The organism is Desulfuromonas sp., assembly GCF_002868845.1.
Taxonomy (GTDB): domain Bacteria; phylum Desulfobacterota; class Desulfuromonadia; order Desulfuromonadales; family BM501; genus BM501.
The window spans coordinates 47,317-62,775 of the sequence record NZ_PKUB01000039.1; the positions used below are offsets into that span (position 1 = coordinate 47,317).

Here is a 15,459-nt window from a genome sequence, read left to right on the forward strand (position 1 = left end):
GGAGCGGCCCTTCCGGTCCGCGACAAGATTCTCCGGGGCCGTTGGGTCGATGTTTGCTGAAGGGACGGGACATGACTGCAGTGGCGCAGGAACAGCACGGCGATGTGAGACCGGTCCCATTCGTGGGCAGCTGCTTCCCCGAGGAGCAGTTCGCCGCGCTGCGCGACCTGCTCGTGGCCCGCAGGGGGTTTGACCTGTCCCAGTACAAGGACCGGGGCGTCAAGCGCCGGGTCGCAAAGCGGGTGCGGGCCCGGGGGTTTCACCAGGCCGGCCCCTACCTGGAACTGCTGGTAAAGGACGAAGCGGAGCTGGATGCCCTGCTGGGGGCGCTGACCGTGCACGTCTCCCACTTTTTCCGGAACCCTTCGACCTTCGCCGCGCTTGAGACGAGGGTTCTGCCCGAGCTTTTCGACCGGTCCCGGCGACTGGGGCAGGCCGCCTTGCGCCTCTGGAGTGTCGGTTGTTCCAGCGGGGAGGAGCCCTATTCCCTGGCCCTGCTGCTCGAGGGACTGTCCCGCCCGGAGGCCGATGTCTCCATTCTGGCCACGGATGTCAGCGCGGCGATCTTGGAGCGGGCCCGGGAGGGGGTATTCGATTCAGGGCGGCTGGGCGAGGTGCCGCCGGCGCTCAAAGAGCGCTATTTCGTTCCCCGCGGCAGCAGCTACCGGCTGGCAGAGGAGATCCGCGCCAAGGTGGCGTTCCGGTCTCACGACCTGTTGAGTTCGGAAGCCTACCCCGGGGCCGAGCTCGTGTTGTGCCGCAACGTGCTCATCTACTTCTCCCGGGAGGCGCAGGAGAGGATATTGTGCCGTCTTGGCGATGCCCTGCCCAGCGGCGGCTACCTGGTCCTCGGCAAGGCCGAGACTCTGCTGGGGGAGGCCCGTCAGAGGTTTCTCGTCGAGAGTCCTGCGGAGAGGATCTACCGGCGCTGCTGAGTCCCGGAGCGGGGGCCGGTCGCTGCATTTGAAGCCTGGCAGGTCTGACTTTTTCAAGGAGCGGGTCGATGCGTGTGGAAATCAGTTACAAATTCATTATGGGCTTCATCATCGTGGTGGGCTCGATCGTGCTGGTCAATGTCCTGGTCCCCTATCTGGGGATTCCTGCCGACTGGCAGCAGCTCTTCACGGTGGCCTGCGCGATTCTCGTGGGCCTGGTACTCGGCTGGGTCTTCTCCAAGGCCTTTACCGCCAATATCAGGATCCTCACCGAGGCCGCCGAGCGGCTCAGCCACGGCGACCTGACCCGCAACGTCCGTCTGCGCGAGAGCCTGCTCGTGGACGAGACGGCCGATCTGGCCGGCTCCCTGAACCGGGTGGTGGACAGCCTGCGGGAGCTGGTCGGCTACATCCGCTCCTCTTCGGTGAAGGTCGCCGAGTCGTCCCAGGGGCTTTCCGCCACCTCCCAGCAGATGAGCGCTTCCACCCAGGATGTGACCAAGACCGTCGAGCAGATCAGCGAGGGGGCGGAGACCCAGGCCGAGATGGTGGAGAAGTCCTCCCAGTTCATCAAGGAGATGGCCGTCTCGATCGATCTCATCGCCGCCTCGGCCCACAAGCTCGCCGCTTCTGCGAGCGATACCGCCCGGGTCGCCCAGCACGGCGGGGAGATGGCCGGGGCCACCATGAAGAAAATGAACCAGGTCCTCGACGGGGTGGAGAGGAACGGAAAGCAGATGGCTTCTTTCGGGGGTCAGGTACAAAAAATCGGCAAGATTGTCGACGTCATCACCGGCATTGCCCAGAAGACGAACCTCCTGGCCATGAACGCCACCATCGAGGCGGCCCGGGCCGGCGAGTACGGACGCGGCTTCGCCGTGGTGGCCGAGGAGATCAGCAAGCTCGCAGACTCGGCCGGTGAGTCGGCCGGGGAGATCACAGATCTGGTGGAGTCGATTCGCGAGGAGAGCCAGCAGGTCCAGGTCTCGATTCAGGAGAGCATTCAGGAGATCGGTTCCGGACGGGAGGCCGTCGACACCACCGGGAGCGCATTCGAAGAGATTATTCAGAACGCCAATCTCACCCGGACCAAGGCCACCAGCATAGCCGAGCTTTCGGACACGCAGACCGAGGGGGCCCGGAATATGGTGGCCGCCATCGAGGAGATCTCGCGGGTGGTCACGGACAACGCCGCCGCCACCCAGCAGGTCTCCGCGGCCACCGAGCAGCAGTCGGCCTCCATGGAGGAGATGGCCCAGTCGGCCGGGGACCTCTCGGCTTTGGCGGAGGACCTGCTGAACGTGGTCAGCAAATTCCAACTCGGTGGCGAGAAGAGCGAGGCATGAACCAGGTTCTGGTCTTTCGCCAGGGGGGTGCCCTCTACGGCCTGGAGGTCACCGACATCCAGGAACTCGTCGAGGCCCCTCCCCTATACTACATCCCCCGGGCCGCAGGCCACTACTCCGGGGCGATCAATTTCCACGGCAACGTCGTGCCGGTTCTCGACCTGGGGGTCTGGCTGGCCCGGCCGGGGCAGGGCAGGGACCACAGGGTCATTGTCCTCTCTCTCCAGCTGGGCGCTCTGGCCCTCGCCGTGGAGGCGGTGCAGAGGATCGTGCCCCTCGATGCCGAGGCTCTTCAGCCGGCCTCCGAGGAACGGTCGGAGGGAATGTTTATCCGTGCGGTATTCGTTCGGGAAGAGCAGCCCATCAACCTGCTCGACCCGGCCAAGCTGATTGCTGGCCTGGAACAGGCTTGAATGAATTACGGGAGGTAAAGATGGGGATTCGGATTTTGATTGTTGACGATGCCCTTTTCATGCGCAACATGCTGAAGGACATTTTCGTTCGCGCCGGCTATGAGGTGGTCGGCGAGGCTTCCAACGGCGTGGAAGCGGTGGAGAGGTACCGGGAACTCCGGCCCGCCCTTGTCACCATGGACATCGTCATGCCCATCAAGAGCGGTATCGAGGCTCTTCAGGAGATCACCAAGGAGAACCCCGAGGCTTGCGTGGTCATGTGCAGTGCCCTCGGCCAGGAGTCCCTGGTGGTCGAGGCGGTGCAGGCCGGGGCCAAGGAATTCATCGTCAAGCCCTTTCAGGAAAAGCGGGTGCTCGACGTGGTGGAGCGTGTCGTCGCGCAAAATTAGGCCGGCGGCCGTTTTCGCCCGCCGCTCCGCGGCAGGATCTCCCCTGTTTCGGACAGGCCGTTTACACGCAAGATAGGCATCCCCATGGACATGTCCAAATACCGCGAGATGTACCTGGCCGAGGCCAAGGAACATCTCCAGAACATGGGAGACCTTCTGCTGACCCTAGAGAAGGACCCGGGGGACCGCGAAGGTATCGACGCCCTGTTTCGCGAGGCCCATTCCATCAAGGGGATGGCGGCCTCTATGGGCTTCGAGAAGAGTGCCGCCGTGGCGCACAGCATGGAAGATCTCATGGACGGCTTCCGCAAGTCGGGCGTCGTTCCTGCCGAGGCGATCGACCGCCTGCTTGAGGGCTCCGACCTGCTGGAAGGCCTGCTCGAGGATGTGCAGGCCGACCGGGAAGAACGCTCCGTGGAGGCCTACCTCTCGGCAGAGGCTCCTGTCGAGGCGGCCGCTCCAGCTCCCCCTCCGCGGGCGAGCGCGACCCGGGCCGCCGCCTCTCCTGAGTCCACTCGCGGGGCCGGCCTGGATGTGCGGGTGGAACTGGCCGCCGACGCCCTGGCCCCCGCTGCCCGCTCCCTGCTGATCCTTCGGGAACTCGAGGGGTTGGGACGGGTCGTAGCCTGTCGCCCCAGCGCCGAGCAGTTGAGCGCCGGGAAGTCCTCCCGGACCCTGGTGGCGCGCTTGGCCGCAGGCGTCGAAGGCGTACGGGTAGAAAAGGCCCTGGCGTCGATGCCTGATGTGGCCCGGGTCGCCGTGGCCACCCTGGCCCCGAAGGCGCCCCCCGCTCCCCAGCGGCGCAAGGAGGACCTGAGTCCCTCGGTCCGGGTGCGTACTGCCCTTCTGGATCGATTCGTCAACCTCACCGGTGAGCTGATCACCAGCCGCTATACTCTGCAGGCGGCCGCCGCTCATGAAAGCTGGCCGGAGGTCCGCGAGGGGGTCGCCCAGCTCGCCCGCCTGGTCAGCAATCTTCATCACCATGTGCTGCGGGTGCGCATGATGCCCCTGGAGAGCATCACCGGGCGGCTGCCCCGCCTGGTTCGGGACCTCGGCCGCAAGACCGGAAAGAAGGTGCGTCTGCGCATCGAAGGGGAAGCTGTCGAGCTGGACCGGGCCATCCTTGAGGCACTGGCCGATCCCCTGGTTCACATGGTGCGCAATGCGGTGGACCACGGCATCGAGCGCAGCGGGGACGTTCTGGTCAGGGCCCGGCGGGAGAAGGACATGGCCCTGCTGGAGGTTGTGGACAACGGGCGGGGCATGGACCCGGCGGTTATCCGCGCCAAGGCGCTGGAAAAGGGTCTGGTCTCTGCGGCCCAGGCCGACGCCCTTTCCGATCGGGCGTCGCTGCGCCTGGTCTGCCTGCCCGGTTTCTCGACTGCTGTCGAGGTCAGCCAGACCTCCGGCCGCGGTGTCGGTATGGACGTGGTCAAGTCTGCCGTGGAGAGCCTCGGAGGCTCCTTCGACATCGCCTCCCAACCGGGGCGCGGCACCCGACTGCGACTCAGGTTTCCCCTGTCGGTGGCCATTGTCCAGGTCCTGCTGGTCGAATGCGCCGGCCACCTTCTCGGCATTCCCACAACCAAGGTGATCAGCACCCTGGAGGCGGCGCCCGGTCAGGTGAAGCGTTCCGGCCGCGGCATGGCCGTTTCCCTGGACGAGGCCCTTGTTCCGCTCCTTTCCCTGCGCAAGATTCTGGGCCTGCCGGCGCGTCCCTCCCGGGGCAACCTTCCCCTCGTCCTGACGGAAATCCGGGGGCGCCGGGTCGCCCTGACAGTCGATCGCCTCGCCGGGGTGCGCGAGGTCTTCGTCAAGAACCTTGCCCCTCCCCTTGACCGGCACGGAGGGGTCTCCGGAACCACCATCCTGGGCGACGGAAGCGTCGTCTTTATTATCGACCCCCGGTCCCTTTTGGAGACCCGGCCTCGCAAGGTCGCCGCCTGAAAGCCAGGAGAAAGATCCTATGTCATTCAATCGCCTGACCGAAGGGCAGCTCGACGCCCTCAAGGAGATCAGCAACATCGGGATGGGGCACGCCGCAACGGCTCTCTCCCAGCTCATCGGCTCCACCGTTTATCTGCGGGTGCCGAAGATCACCGTAGTCGACATCGCCCGGGTTCCCGAACAGCTGGGGGGGGCGGAAAGGGTCGTGGCCGGGGTCACCCTGCAGGTCCTCGGCGACGCCCGGGGAAACATCCTGCTGGTCTTTCCCCAGAAGAGCGCCCTCCAGCTCCTCTCGCGCCTCATCAAGCAGGAGGGCGAGGAGTTGGTAATGAACGAGATCAACGCCTCGACCCTCAAGGAGGTGGGGAATATCCTGGCTTCGGCTTACCTCAGCGCCCTCGGCAGCCTGCTCCACATGACCCTCATCCCGTCCATTCCCCTGCTCGCCTACGACATGGCGGGGGCCATCGTGGACAACGTCCTCATCGAGTTGAGCATGGCCGGGGACATGGCCCTCATGGTGGAGACCGAATTCAGCGGCGAGGGTGCCGACGACCTCGGGGTCAAGGGGCACTTCCTTCTCCTTCCCGATCCGGAAACGCTCCACATCCTGATCAATGCCGTGGGAGGCGATCTATGACCTCCAAGGTGCGGGTGGGAATCTCCGAGTACCGGGTGGCCGAAGGCCCCGCTGTGCTGGTGACCTACGGCCTCGGGTCGTGCCTTGGAATCGTCCTCTATGATGCCCGGGTCAGGGTGGGCGGGCTGGCCCACACCCTGCTGCCCCGGCCGCGCCCGGGGATGGAGCAGACCCGAATGACCAAGTTCGTCGATGCCGCCCTGCGGCTCATGCTCGAGGAGCTTCTGGTCATGGGGGCCGAGCGGGAACGCCTGCAGGCCAGGATCGTCGGCGGGGCCAACATGTTCGAGCCCCTGCACGGCGCGGCCAAGGAGACCATCGGCGAGCGCAACGTGCGCGCCGCCAGGGAAACCCTCCGGGAGCTGGGCATTCCCCTGCTCGCCGAGGACGTCGGCGGTCGCCACGGACGGACCGTGGAGTTCGACCTGGGCAGCGGAGAAGTCCGGGTGCGCTCGATGAGGGGGGAACATGCATTGCTTCCCCTCTAGGGCTTCGGGAGTCGCCATGCGCGCATCGGCGCTTGTTCTGATTCTGATTGTTTCGGCCCTGGCGCTGCCCGGCCGGTCCGGTGCGGCAGCTGAACCTCGTCTCGAGGCCGTGGTCAGCGCCCTGGAGAGCCCCTTTCGGGAAGGGGCTGCCGCGCAGAGTGCGATTGCCGACTTCGAGGCCGATTTCTTCCAGAAGGCTTACCTCGTCTCCCTCGACCGCCTTCAGGAAGGCCGGGGGCGGGTCGCGGTCAAATTCGACCGCACCGGCACGGACGGTCTGCCGAGGACCCTTTTTCGCTGGGAGTACGAGCAGCCGGCGGTCCAGCAGATCGTCTCGGACGGGCGCACCATGTGGGTTTATCTCCCCGAAAACCGGCAGGTGCTTCGCTCTGAGATCGACCTGGCGGCCCCGACCCGGCCCGACGATCCCCTCATTTTCCTGACCGGACTGGGCAACCTGGAGCGGGATTTTCACATCGCCTGGGCCGTTCCCGACCGGGATGCGGCCGGCAATTTCGTTCTCGAGCTCAAACCCCGTGCTTCCTCGACCTTTATCCAGAGCCTGATGTTCGTGGTGGATCGGGGGGCCGTCGCTTCCCCGAAAAATGCGGATTTCCCCATTCTCTCGGCGACCCTTTTCGATCCGGGCGGCAATCGCACCACCATCGAGTTCGCCCGGGGGCGGACCAACCAGGGGCTGCCCGACAGCCGGTTCCGCTTCGAGGTCCCCGAGGGGGTGGAGATCTTCAATCCGGCCGACCTCATGCAGTAAAGGCGGGTTTCCCCTTCCCTTTCGGGACCTTACCGTGATAAAGTTTCTTTTTTGACGGGACCCGTTCGCGTTCGGAACGCCTTTCTTCGGAGCGACCTCCGGAACAAAGACGCCAACCCAGGTATCGAGAACGCGGAGAAACCCGAGGCATCCGTCTGTCTTTGCAAGGCCTTTCCCGCTGCGGCTCTGCGTTGCCGCGCTAAAGGCCCTTCGTATTTTCCCAGGGAGATCGAGCTCATGCCCAGTTTCGACATCGTTTCGAAGGCCGATATGCAAGAGGTGGACAACGCGGTCAACCAGACCAGCAAGGAAATTGCCCAGCGCTATGATTTCAAGGGGACGCACAACGAGATCGCCCTTGAGGAAGACTCCATCCTGCTCTTGGGGGCCGATGATTACAAACTCGACGCCATGATCGACGTGCTGAAGGGGAAGCTGGTCCGGCGCAGCGTCTCGCCCAAGTGCCTCGATTTCGGCAAAAAGGAGCCGGCCTCCGGCGGCGCGGTACGCCAGCGGGTCGCCATCGTTCAGGGGGTCTCCAAAGAGAAGGGCAAGGAGATCGTCAAGATCGTCAAGGAGACCAAGATCAAGGTGCAGGCCCAGATTATGGAGGACCAGGTGCGGGTGACCGGGAAAAAGATCGATGACCTTCAGGAAGTCATGGGACTCCTCAAGAAAAAGGACCTGGGCATCGAGTTGCAGTTTGTCAACATGAGGTCCTAGGGCCCCGCCTGGCGAGCCGCGTCGATTAGAAAACGGAATTTGCCGCACGGGATCGAGACAAGAGAAGCGTGGGGAAGGTTTTCACGCCATTCTCCCCGCGGCGTTACGAAGGGAATACGCATTGGAAAGACAAAAGGTCTGCCTGGTCAGCCTTGGCTGCCCGAAAAACCTGGTCGATGCCGAGGTCATGCTCGGACACCTGCCCGAGGACCGCTTCGAGATCATCGTCGACGAGTCCGAGGCCGATATCATCATCGTCAACACCTGCTCCTTCATCAAGGAGGCCAAGGAGGAGTCGGTGGAGACCATCCTCGAGGTGGCCGACTACAAGACCAATGGGCACTGCCGCCTGCTGGCGGTGTGCGGCTGTCTCCCCCAGCGCTACCGGGAGGAGCTGGCCGAGGACCTTCCAGAGGTCGACCTGTTCATGGGGACCGGCGACGCTCCCCGCATCGTCGAGCTGCTAGATGCCGTGGAGGCGGGGGCGCAGGCCCTGCAGGCCGTGGGGGAGCCCGAGTTCCTCTACGATCACACCACCCCCCGGGTCACCTCGTCCCCCTTCTACTCGACCTACGTCAAGATCGCCGAGGGGTGCGCCAACCTCTGCTCTTACTGCGTCATTCCCCAGGTGCGCGGGACCCTGCGCTCGCGCAGCATCGCCTCGGTGGTCGACGAGGTGCGGACCCTCGCTGCGGCCGGGGTCAAGGAAATCAACCTCATCGCCCAGGACATCACCGCCTATGGCAGTGACCGGGACGACGGGGCCCGGATCGAGGATTTGCTGCGCGAGCTGGTCAAGATCGAGGGCCTGGCCTGGCTGCGCCTGCTCTACGCCTACCCTGACGGCATCAGCGACGAGCTTCTCGATCTGATGGCCTCGGAGGAGAAGATCTGCAACTATCTCGACATCCCCCTGCAGCACATCGACGACGCGGTCCTTGCCATGATGAATCGCCGCGTTGACGAGGCCGGCATCCGAAGCCTCCTTGATCGGATCCGCAGGCGCATCCCCGACGTCACCCTGCGCACCTCTTTTATCGTCGGCTTCCCCGGAGAAACCGAGGGGCAGTTCTCCCGGCTTCACGAGTTCGTCAAAGAGGGGCATTTCGAGCGCGTCGGGGTGTTTCGTTATTCCCGGGAAGAGGGGACCTCGGCGGCGGAGCTGGAGGAGCAGGTGCCGGAGCGGACCAAGCGCACCCGCTATCATAAGCTGATGAAGGCCCAGAACCGAATCTCCTTCCGCAAGAACCGCGACCTGGTCGGGCGCACTGAGCCGGTTCTGGTGGAGGGCTACAGCGAGGAGACCGATCTGCTGCTGCGCGGGCGCAGCATCCGCCAGGCTCCCGACGTGGACGGCCAGGTCTACATCACCGCCGGCCAGGCCGATGTCGGCGAGATCGTTATGCTGCGCATCACCGACTCCTCGGATTACGACCTCATCGGCGAGATCGTCGAGCCCTCCTCCCTGCCGAGCGCCGCGCAGGTCTGATCGAGCGTTCCCCCGGGCCCGGCCCCTGCGGCCGGGCCTGCCGAGGAGTCACTCTTGCCCTTCACCCGCCCCCTGCTCATCCTTCTCCTGCTGTCCCTGGTGGCCTTCTTCGCCCTCCAGCGGACCCCGAAGACCATTTCCGAAACGGTCAGCCGCAGCCGCATTCTCATGGGGACTGTGGTGGAGATCACCGCCCTCGGCGCCGATCCGGGAGGTCTCGACGAGGCGGTGGAGGCCGCCTTCGAAGAGATGGCCCGCATCGAGCGGCTTATGTCCTCCCACTTGTCCGGCAGCGAGGTCGCCCGGCTCTCGGCGGCCCCCGAGGGTCTCGAGGTTTCGGCGGAGACCTCCGAGGTCCTGGAACTGGCCCTGACGGTGTTCGAGGAGAGCGGGGGGGCCTTCGACCCGGCCCTCGGCCGTCTCAAGGCCCTGTGGAGCATCGAGTCGGACCACCCCCGGGTTCCGAGCAGGGAACAGGTTCGAACGGCCCTGGCTACCGCCGGGCCTGGAGCGCTGCAGATGGAGGGGCGCCGGGTAGACAAGAAAAGTTCAGAGACCAGCGTCGACCTGGGGGGGGTCGCCAAGGGATACGCCATCGACCGGGCCGTGGACGTCCTGCGCCGGGCGGGGATCTCCAGCGCATCGGTGAACGCCGGCGGCGACCTGCGCCTGCTGGGGGACAAGGGCGGCAGACCCTGGAAGATCGGCCTTCAGCATCCCCGGCGCCAGGGGGAACTGCTCGCCACCCTCGACCTGGAGGGGGTTGCCGTGGTCACCTCGGGGGACTACGAGCGGTATTTCGAGCGGGACGGAATCCGCTACCACCATCTGTTCGATCCGCACAGCGGCTACCCGGCCTCTCTCTGCCGGAGCGTGACCGTGGTCGCTCCGCGCGCGGACCTGGCCGACGCCCTGGCCACGGCCGCCTTCGTGCTCGGCCCCGAACGGGGGCTGAGTCTCCTGGAGGGGCGGCCGGGGGTCGAAGGGCTGGTCGTGGCCGCAGACGGCAGCCGCTCGGCGACCTCTGGGCTGGAGGGGAGGCTCTCGTGGCGGTGAAGGCCGTGCTGAAGCGGACCACGCTCCTTGACCGGGCCATCGTCCTTCTTCTGCTGGCGGCGGCGGTCGCCTCTCTGTGGCTGGTGGGGCGGGGCCCGCAGGGGGGGCGGGTGGTGGTGGAGCAGGGCGGGAAGGTGGTTTACACCGCCCCCCTGGACGAAGACCGGACCGTTTCGTTGCCCGGCCCCCTGGGGAAGACGGTGCTGGCGATCCGCGGCGGCGCGGTCTGCGTGGCCGAATCCCCATGTCCCCTCAAGGTCTGCATGGGGATGGGGGAGGTGGCCCGGGCGGGGGAGCTTCTGGCCTGCGTGCCGAACGAATTCCTGATCCGCATCGAGGGCCAAATGTCCCTGGAGCGGGGCGACTATGACCTCCTCAGCCGCTGATCCGCAGGCCCTTGAGGCCTCCCGCCGGCGCATCTTCCTGGCCCTCTTCGCCGCCCTGGCGGTGGCCCTGCACACGGTGGAGGCGCTCCTTCCTTCGCCGGCGCCCTGGTTCCGCCTCGGTTTCGCCAACATCCTGGCCCTGGCGGCGCTCTTTCTGTACGGCGGCCGGGCCGCCTGGACGGTCAACCTGACCCGGATCGGGGTCGGCTCCCTGGTCCTGGGCAACCTCTTCTCCCCCGGCTTTTTCCTCTCCCTTTCGGGCGGGGTGGCAGCGACCGCCCTGATGACCGGAGCGCGGGGAGTGTTCGGCCGCCGCATCGGGCCGGTCGGGGTGTCGGCCCTCGGGGCCGCCGGTCACGCGGCGGGGCAGATGCTCGTTGCATGGCTGCTCATCGTGCGCCACGACGGCCTCTGGCAGCTGCTCCCCTTTTTCCTGCTGTTCGCCCTCGGCACCGGGGTGGCCAACGGAATTGCCGCCGACCTGCTGCTCGGCCTGCTGCTGCGGCATCCGGCCCTGGCGAAGGCGGGGCGGGAGGGCGAAGGGATCAGTCGACCGCCAGGGCCTCCAGCTCTTCGGCGGTGAAGGCGTAGCGCTCCTTGCAGTATTCGCAGGTGACGCTGGCCGGTTCCGCCTGCCGGGCGAGCTGGAGGAGTTCCTCCTTGCCCAGGGCCAGCAGCAGGTTCAGCACCTGGCGGCGGTTGCAGCTGCAGCGAAAGGCCAGGTCGGTTCTTGTCTTGACAGCGAAGGGGATGCCGGCGAAAATTTGTTCCAGGATCTGCTCCGGCCCGAAGCCCTCGCGGAGCAGGGCGGTGATGGGCGGCAGGGCCTTGAGGCGTTCCTCCAGCAGGGGCAGGCGGGATTCGTCGCCCCCCGGCATGGCCTGGACCAGGAAGCCCCCGGCGGCGGCGACTTTTCCTTCGGTCTCCAGGTAGACCCCCAGGGCCACCGTGGAGGGGGTCTGCTCCGAGGTGGTCAGGTAGTAGGCGAGGTCCTCGGCGATGGTGCTGCGGTAGAGCTGCACCATGCCCCGGTAGGGCTCCTTGAGGCCGAGGTCCTTGACCACGTGAAGGAAGCCCGCCTTGCCGATCGCGCCGGCCACGTCGAAGGTCCCGTCCCGGGGGGGGAGGTTGGGGCAGGGGACCTTGACCGTGGCGCGCAGGTGGCCGTCGGCGTCGGTTTCCGCCTGGAGTTTCTGCAGGGGGCCGTTGCCCTCGATGGAGAGGCCCAGGCGCTGGCGCCCCTTGAGCAGGCCTCCGAACAGGGCCGCCCCGGTGACGAGGCGTCCCAGCGCCACCGTGGCGGTGGGGTCGGTGCCCTGGCGGCGGCGGGTCTCCTCCACCAGGGCGGTGGTGACCGCCGCACTCGCCCGCAGGGCGCCGTCCTCGGTGAGAATCCGAACCATGTGGTCTCGCATGCCGACTCCCCGGACAGGCCGGGCCTGTCCTTTGCTGATGATCAGAAGAAAATCCGCCCCTTCGCAAAAGGGGCCCGTCGCTGCAGCATGCTAGCGGAATCCATATCGGTCTGACAAGGCCTTTGACAAGGAGGATGTCATGAAAATCGTTCTTCCCGTGGCGGGCAAGGGAACCCGCCTGCGTCCCCACACCCATACCAAGGCCAAGTCCCTCGTCCAAGTGGCGGGCAAGACGGTCCTGGAGCACATCATCAGCCGCCTCGAGCCCCTCCAGGCCGCCGAGTACATCTTCATCACCGACGAGAACGGCAGCCAGATCGAGGACTTCATGGCCGAGAAGTTCCCTGGCCTGAACTGCACCTACACGGTGCAGAAGGAGCGCCTCGGACCGGCCCACGCCGTCGCCCTGGCGGCGCCGCGGGTTGGGGAGGGGGACGACGTGCTGGTGGTCTTCAACGACACCATCTTCGTCACCGACCTGACCCGCATCCCCGATCTCTGCGCCGACTGCGACGGCCTCATCTACTCCAAGGAGGTGGAGGACTACCAGCGCTTCGGCGTCAACGTCCTGGTGGAGGACTACATCGCCGACATGGTGGAGAAGCCCGACACTCCCGTGTCGCGCCTGGCCCAGGTCGGTCTCTACTACCTCAAGGACGGGGCCGGCTTCATGCGCTTCATCGAGGAGACGATCGCCGCGGGCGAAACGGTCAAGGGGGAGTACTACCTGCCGTCGGTCTTCATGCGCATGATCGGCGAGGGGCTTAAGTTCCGGGCTCCGGAGATCGACGCCTGGCTCGACTGCGGCAAGCCAGAGACCCTCCTCGAGACCAACCGCTTCCTGCTCGACGGCAGGCACCACAGCCACGGCCAGGTGGAGAACTCGGTGCTCATCGCCCCGGTGCACATCGACTACGGAGCGACGGTGCGCAACTGCATCATCGGCCCCAACGTCTCGGTGGCCGCCGGCAGCGTCATCGAGGAGAGCATCATCAGGGACTCCATCATCAACGCCGACAGCGAGGTGCGCGACATGATCCTCGAAAAGGCCCTGCTCGGCGACTCGGTACGCCTGGTCGGCTCGCCGCGCCGGATGAACATCGGCGATCACTCCCTGATCGAGATGGAATGATAAATCCGGCATAACCTGTAAGCTGTAAGCTGAAGGTTGAAATCCCCTTTGAAAGCAACGCAATGGCTGCAATCGAAATCTACCTTCCCTATCTGATCCCGCCGGTCCTCGGCGCCCTTATCGGTTATGTGACCAACTACATCGCCATTCGCATGCTGTTTCGGCCGCTGCGGGCCTGGCGGCTTCTCGGGGTGCGCGTTCCCCTGACGCCGGGGATCATTCCCTCCAAGCGGGGGGAGCTCGCCCGAAGGATGGGGGAGATGGTCGGAAGCCACTTGTTCACCTCCGAGGATGTTGGCCAGGCACTGGCCAGGGAGGGCTTTCGCCGCGAACTCAAGGGGGCGGTGAGCGAGAAACTGGGTCAGTTCGTCGATCGCGATCTCGGCCCTCTCGAATCCCTGGTGCCGGCCGAGTTCCGGAATCGTTTCCGAGACCTGGTCGATTACCTGCGCTGGCGGGCGGTGAAGGTCGTTTTCGACTACCTGGAGAGCGAGGAGTTCGAGACCCGTTTCCGCGACTACCTGCGGCAGTGGGGCGACGAGCTGCTGAGCCGGGACCTGCAGAGCTTTCTCGACCCCCAGCGCTACGACCGGCTGCGGGGGCACATGGACGAGAAGATCTCTTCTTTTCTCGGTTCCGAGGGGGTCGGCCGGGCCGTCGGCCGGTTCGTCGACGGCAAGACCGAGGCCTGGGTCAGTTCGCGGCGCACTCTGCGGGAACTGCTCCCCGCAGACCTGGTCGAGGTGATTCTCGCCCAGCTGGAGAAGGAAATACCGCCCCTGCTCGAGAAACTGGGGGGGATGCTCTACGACCCCGATTTCCGGACACGCCTGGTCAAGAAGGGCAAGGAGGGGATCGAGGGCTTCCTCGACTCCCTCGGCGGTCTCTCCGGCCTGCTCGCCGGCTTCATCAACATGGACAAGGTCTACGAGCGCATTCCCGAGTTCCTGGACAAGGCCGGCGACGAGATCGCCCGCTGGCTGCGCGAGGAAAAGACTCAGGAACAGGTGGCGGCCCTGCTGCGGGAGCGCATCGACGGTCTGCTCGACCGCTCCCTGGGCGACTACCTGGAGAAGGTGCCCTACGAAAAGGTGGCGGGGGTTCGGCGTTTCGTCCGCAGGCGGGCGGTGGAGACGGTTCAGAGCCGGCGCGCAGCCGAATCGGTCCTGGCCCTGGCCGAGGGAGGGATGGACCGACTCAAGGACCGCCCTTTCGCATCGCTGCTCGAAAGGGCCCTTCCCGAGGGGGGGCTGGAGCGGAGTCGCCAGGCTCTGGTCGACCGGCTTCTGGGTGTGCTGCGCTCTCCCGGGGCGCGGCGGGCCCTCGAGGCGGTGCTGGCCGAAAAGCTGGAGCAGTGGCTTTTCCGTCAATCCCTCGGCAAGCTCTCGGCCCGGGTCCCCGGAGATCTGCGGGAGGAACTGGAGGAGGGCCTCTACCGGCAGCTGGCCGAACTGCTGAAGAAAGAGGTTCCCCCCTTGGTGGAAACCCTCAACGTGCGGCGCATGGTCGAGGAGAAGGTCAATTCCCTCGATCTGCTTCAGGTCGAGGGACTGCTCATGGGGGTGATGAAGGAGCAGTTCAAGTACATCAACCTGTTCGGCGGCCTGCTCGGCTTTCTCATCGGCCTGCTCAACGTGGGGGCCCTCGTCTTGCTGGCGGGGGGCTGATCCCGGGAATTAATCCCTTGCTCCGGGGCGGGGCGTTCCTGTATCGTAGAGCTTATAGATCAGACTCGGGGAAAACTTTTGTTGCCCCATCGCCCTGAGACCTTCCCATCCGTCTGTTCCCTTGGCGGGACATAGGATCTTCAACTTTCGGGAGAATATTAATGCGACGTATTTTGATCGGCCTGATCCTTTGCTCTTTTTTTGCCGCCGGCACGGCCTTCGGCTTCACCGGTACGAGTTTCTCTGAATTGAAAGAATTGGCTGTGAAAGGGGATGCCTCTGCCATGGCGAAATTGGGAGTCATGCATTCCACCGGCGTGGGGGCGGAAAAAAACAAGGAAGAGGCATTCAACTGGTACAAGAAGTCGGCCGAAGCGGGCTATCCCAACGGCCAGTGGAACCTGGCCTTCATGTACGCCCGGGGCGAGGGGGTGGAGAAAAATCTCATCCTGGCCCGGATGTGGTTCCGCAAGGCGGCGGAGCAGGGGTTTCCCAACGCTCAGTACGACCTGGGGATGATGTACCTCGAGGGGGTGGGGATGGAGAAAAGTCCCGCCATGGGCGGCAAGTGGATCGGCAAGGCCGCCGAGCAGGGCTACCGCGAGGCCCAGTACGCTCTCGGCATGATGTATCTCAACGGCTTCGGCAAGGAGAAGGA

Annotated in this window: 16 protein-coding genes and 1 pseudogene; 16 read left to right on the forward strand and 1 reads right to left on the reverse strand. The window is 65.4% G+C overall.

Going from position 1 to position 15,459, the window contains the following annotated elements; genetic code table 11:
- Positions 1-71: 71 nt before the first annotated feature.
- The 13 genes from C0617_RS11680 to C0617_RS11740 all read left to right on the forward strand — a co-directional run bounded on the left by C0617_RS11680 (position 72) and on the right by C0617_RS11740 (position 11,170).
- Entirely contained in the window at positions 72-935 is an 864-nt protein-coding gene (locus C0617_RS11680; protein WP_291317207.1) for a protein-glutamate O-methyltransferase CheR, read from the forward strand.
- Positions 936-1,003: 68 nt separating this feature from the next.
- Positions 1,004-2,281 (forward strand): HAMP domain-containing methyl-accepting chemotaxis protein, encoded by a 1,278-nt coding sequence (locus C0617_RS11685; RefSeq protein ID WP_291317208.1) that lies wholly within the window; start codon positions 1,004-1,006, stop codon positions 2,279-2,281.
- Positions 2,278-2,694: a chemotaxis protein CheW gene (locus C0617_RS11690; protein WP_291317209.1), complete on the forward strand. Its 417-nt coding sequence runs from the start codon at positions 2,278-2,280 to the stop codon at positions 2,692-2,694. The genes C0617_RS11685 and C0617_RS11690 overlap by 4 nt, the downstream gene beginning before the upstream one ends.
- Before the next feature lie 20 nt (positions 2,695-2,714).
- On the forward strand, positions 2,715-3,083 hold the full coding sequence (locus C0617_RS11695; protein ID WP_291317210.1) for a response regulator: 369 nt from the start codon (positions 2,715-2,717) through the stop codon (positions 3,081-3,083).
- A gap of 84 nt (positions 3,084-3,167) precedes the next feature.
- Positions 3,168-5,033, forward strand: coding sequence for a chemotaxis protein CheA (locus C0617_RS11700; RefSeq protein WP_291317211.1), 1,866 nt, complete (start codon positions 3,168-3,170; stop codon positions 5,031-5,033).
- A gap of 19 nt (positions 5,034-5,052) precedes the next feature.
- Entirely contained in the window at positions 5,053-5,673 is a 621-nt protein-coding gene (locus C0617_RS11705) for a chemotaxis protein CheC (RefSeq protein WP_291317212.1), read from the forward strand.
- On the forward strand, positions 5,670-6,161 hold the full coding sequence (locus tag C0617_RS11710) for a chemotaxis protein CheD (RefSeq protein ID WP_291317213.1): 492 nt from the start codon (positions 5,670-5,672) through the stop codon (positions 6,159-6,161). Before C0617_RS11705 ends, C0617_RS11710 begins: the two co-directional genes overlap by 4 nt.
- A 16-nt stretch (positions 6,162-6,177) precedes the next feature.
- A complete protein-coding gene (locus tag C0617_RS11715) occupies positions 6,178-6,933 on the forward strand; it encodes an outer membrane lipoprotein carrier protein LolA (protein ID WP_291317214.1) in 756 nt (251 codons plus the stop codon).
- Between the two features lie 237 nt (positions 6,934-7,170).
- A complete protein-coding gene (locus C0617_RS11720) occupies positions 7,171-7,656 on the forward strand; it encodes a YajQ family cyclic di-GMP-binding protein (RefSeq protein WP_291317215.1) in 486 nt (161 codons plus the stop codon).
- A gap of 121 nt (positions 7,657-7,777) precedes the next feature.
- Entirely contained in the window at positions 7,778-9,145 is a 1,368-nt protein-coding gene (rimO, locus tag C0617_RS11725) for a 30S ribosomal protein S12 methylthiotransferase RimO (protein ID WP_291317216.1), read from the forward strand.
- A gap of 54 nt (positions 9,146-9,199) precedes the next feature.
- Complete coding sequence (locus C0617_RS11730) at positions 9,200-10,201, forward strand: FAD:protein FMN transferase (RefSeq protein WP_291317217.1); 1,002 nt, start codon at positions 9,200-9,202, stop codon at positions 10,199-10,201.
- Complete coding sequence (locus C0617_RS11735) at positions 10,192-10,587, forward strand: NusG domain II-containing protein (protein WP_291317218.1); 396 nt, start codon at positions 10,192-10,194, stop codon at positions 10,585-10,587. The genes C0617_RS11730 and C0617_RS11735 overlap by 10 nt, the downstream gene beginning before the upstream one ends.
- A complete protein-coding gene (locus C0617_RS11740; protein ID WP_291317219.1) occupies positions 10,568-11,170 on the forward strand; it encodes a Gx transporter family protein in 603 nt (200 codons plus the stop codon). The genes C0617_RS11735 and C0617_RS11740 overlap by 20 nt, the downstream gene beginning before the upstream one ends.
- Here the strand turns inward: C0617_RS11740 and hslO are convergent.
- Complete coding sequence (hslO, locus tag C0617_RS11745) at positions 11,133-12,002, reverse strand: Hsp33 family molecular chaperone HslO (RefSeq protein ID WP_291317220.1); 870 nt, start codon at positions 12,000-12,002, stop codon at positions 11,133-11,135. The two genes, C0617_RS11740 and hslO, sit on opposite strands and share 38 nt — an antisense overlap.
- A 139-nt stretch (positions 12,003-12,141) precedes the next feature.
- Here hslO and C0617_RS11750 point away from each other — a divergent pair, with 139 nt between their 5' ends.
- From C0617_RS11750 to C0617_RS11760, 3 genes and pseudogenes are all read left to right on the forward strand, one after another.
- On the forward strand, positions 12,142-13,134 hold the full coding sequence (locus C0617_RS11750; protein ID WP_291317221.1) for a sugar phosphate nucleotidyltransferase: 993 nt from the start codon (positions 12,142-12,144) through the stop codon (positions 13,132-13,134).
- Positions 13,135-13,196: 62 nt separating this feature from the next.
- Positions 13,197-14,801, forward strand: coding sequence for a DUF445 family protein (locus tag C0617_RS11755; RefSeq protein WP_291317222.1), 1,605 nt, complete (start codon positions 13,197-13,199; stop codon positions 14,799-14,801).
- A 161-nt stretch (positions 14,802-14,962) separates the two neighbouring features.
- Positions 14,963-15,459, forward strand: a pseudogene (locus tag C0617_RS11760) (hypothetical protein); the annotation flags it as partial.

Bases quoted from the DNA above. Each gene is read 5' to 3' on its own strand.
- C0617_RS11740 (WP_291317219.1), top strand. From the start codon at position 10,568: ATGACCTCCTCAGCCGCTGATCCGCAGGCCCTTGAGGCCTCCCGCCGG.
- C0617_RS11710 (WP_291317213.1), top strand. From the start codon at position 5,670: ATGACCTCCAAGGTGCGGGTGGGAATCTCCGAGTACCGGGTGGCCGAA.
- C0617_RS11705 (WP_291317212.1), top strand. From the start codon at position 5,053: ATGTCATTCAATCGCCTGACCGAAGGGCAGCTCGACGCCCTCAAGGAG.
- C0617_RS11755 (WP_291317222.1), top strand. From the start codon at position 13,197: ATGGCTGCAATCGAAATCTACCTTCCCTATCTGATCCCGCCGGTCCTC.
- C0617_RS11715 (WP_291317214.1), top strand. From the start codon at position 6,178: ATGCGCGCATCGGCGCTTGTTCTGATTCTGATTGTTTCGGCCCTGGCG.
- C0617_RS11690 (WP_291317209.1), top strand. From the start codon at position 2,278: ATGAACCAGGTTCTGGTCTTTCGCCAGGGGGGTGCCCTCTACGGCCTG.
- C0617_RS11750 (WP_291317221.1), top strand. From the start codon at position 12,142: ATGAAAATCGTTCTTCCCGTGGCGGGCAAGGGAACCCGCCTGCGTCCC.
- C0617_RS11700 (WP_291317211.1), top strand. From the start codon at position 3,168: ATGGACATGTCCAAATACCGCGAGATGTACCTGGCCGAGGCCAAGGAA.
- C0617_RS11720 (WP_291317215.1), top strand. From the start codon at position 7,171: ATGCCCAGTTTCGACATCGTTTCGAAGGCCGATATGCAAGAGGTGGAC.
- C0617_RS11680 (WP_291317207.1), top strand. From the start codon at position 72: ATGACTGCAGTGGCGCAGGAACAGCACGGCGATGTGAGACCGGTCCCA.
- C0617_RS11685 (WP_291317208.1), top strand. From the start codon at position 1,004: ATGCGTGTGGAAATCAGTTACAAATTCATTATGGGCTTCATCATCGTG.
- C0617_RS11695 (WP_291317210.1), top strand. From the start codon at position 2,715: ATGGGGATTCGGATTTTGATTGTTGACGATGCCCTTTTCATGCGCAAC.
- hslO (WP_291317220.1), bottom strand. From the start codon at position 12,002: ATGCGAGACCACATGGTTCGGATTCTCACCGAGGACGGCGCCCTGCGG.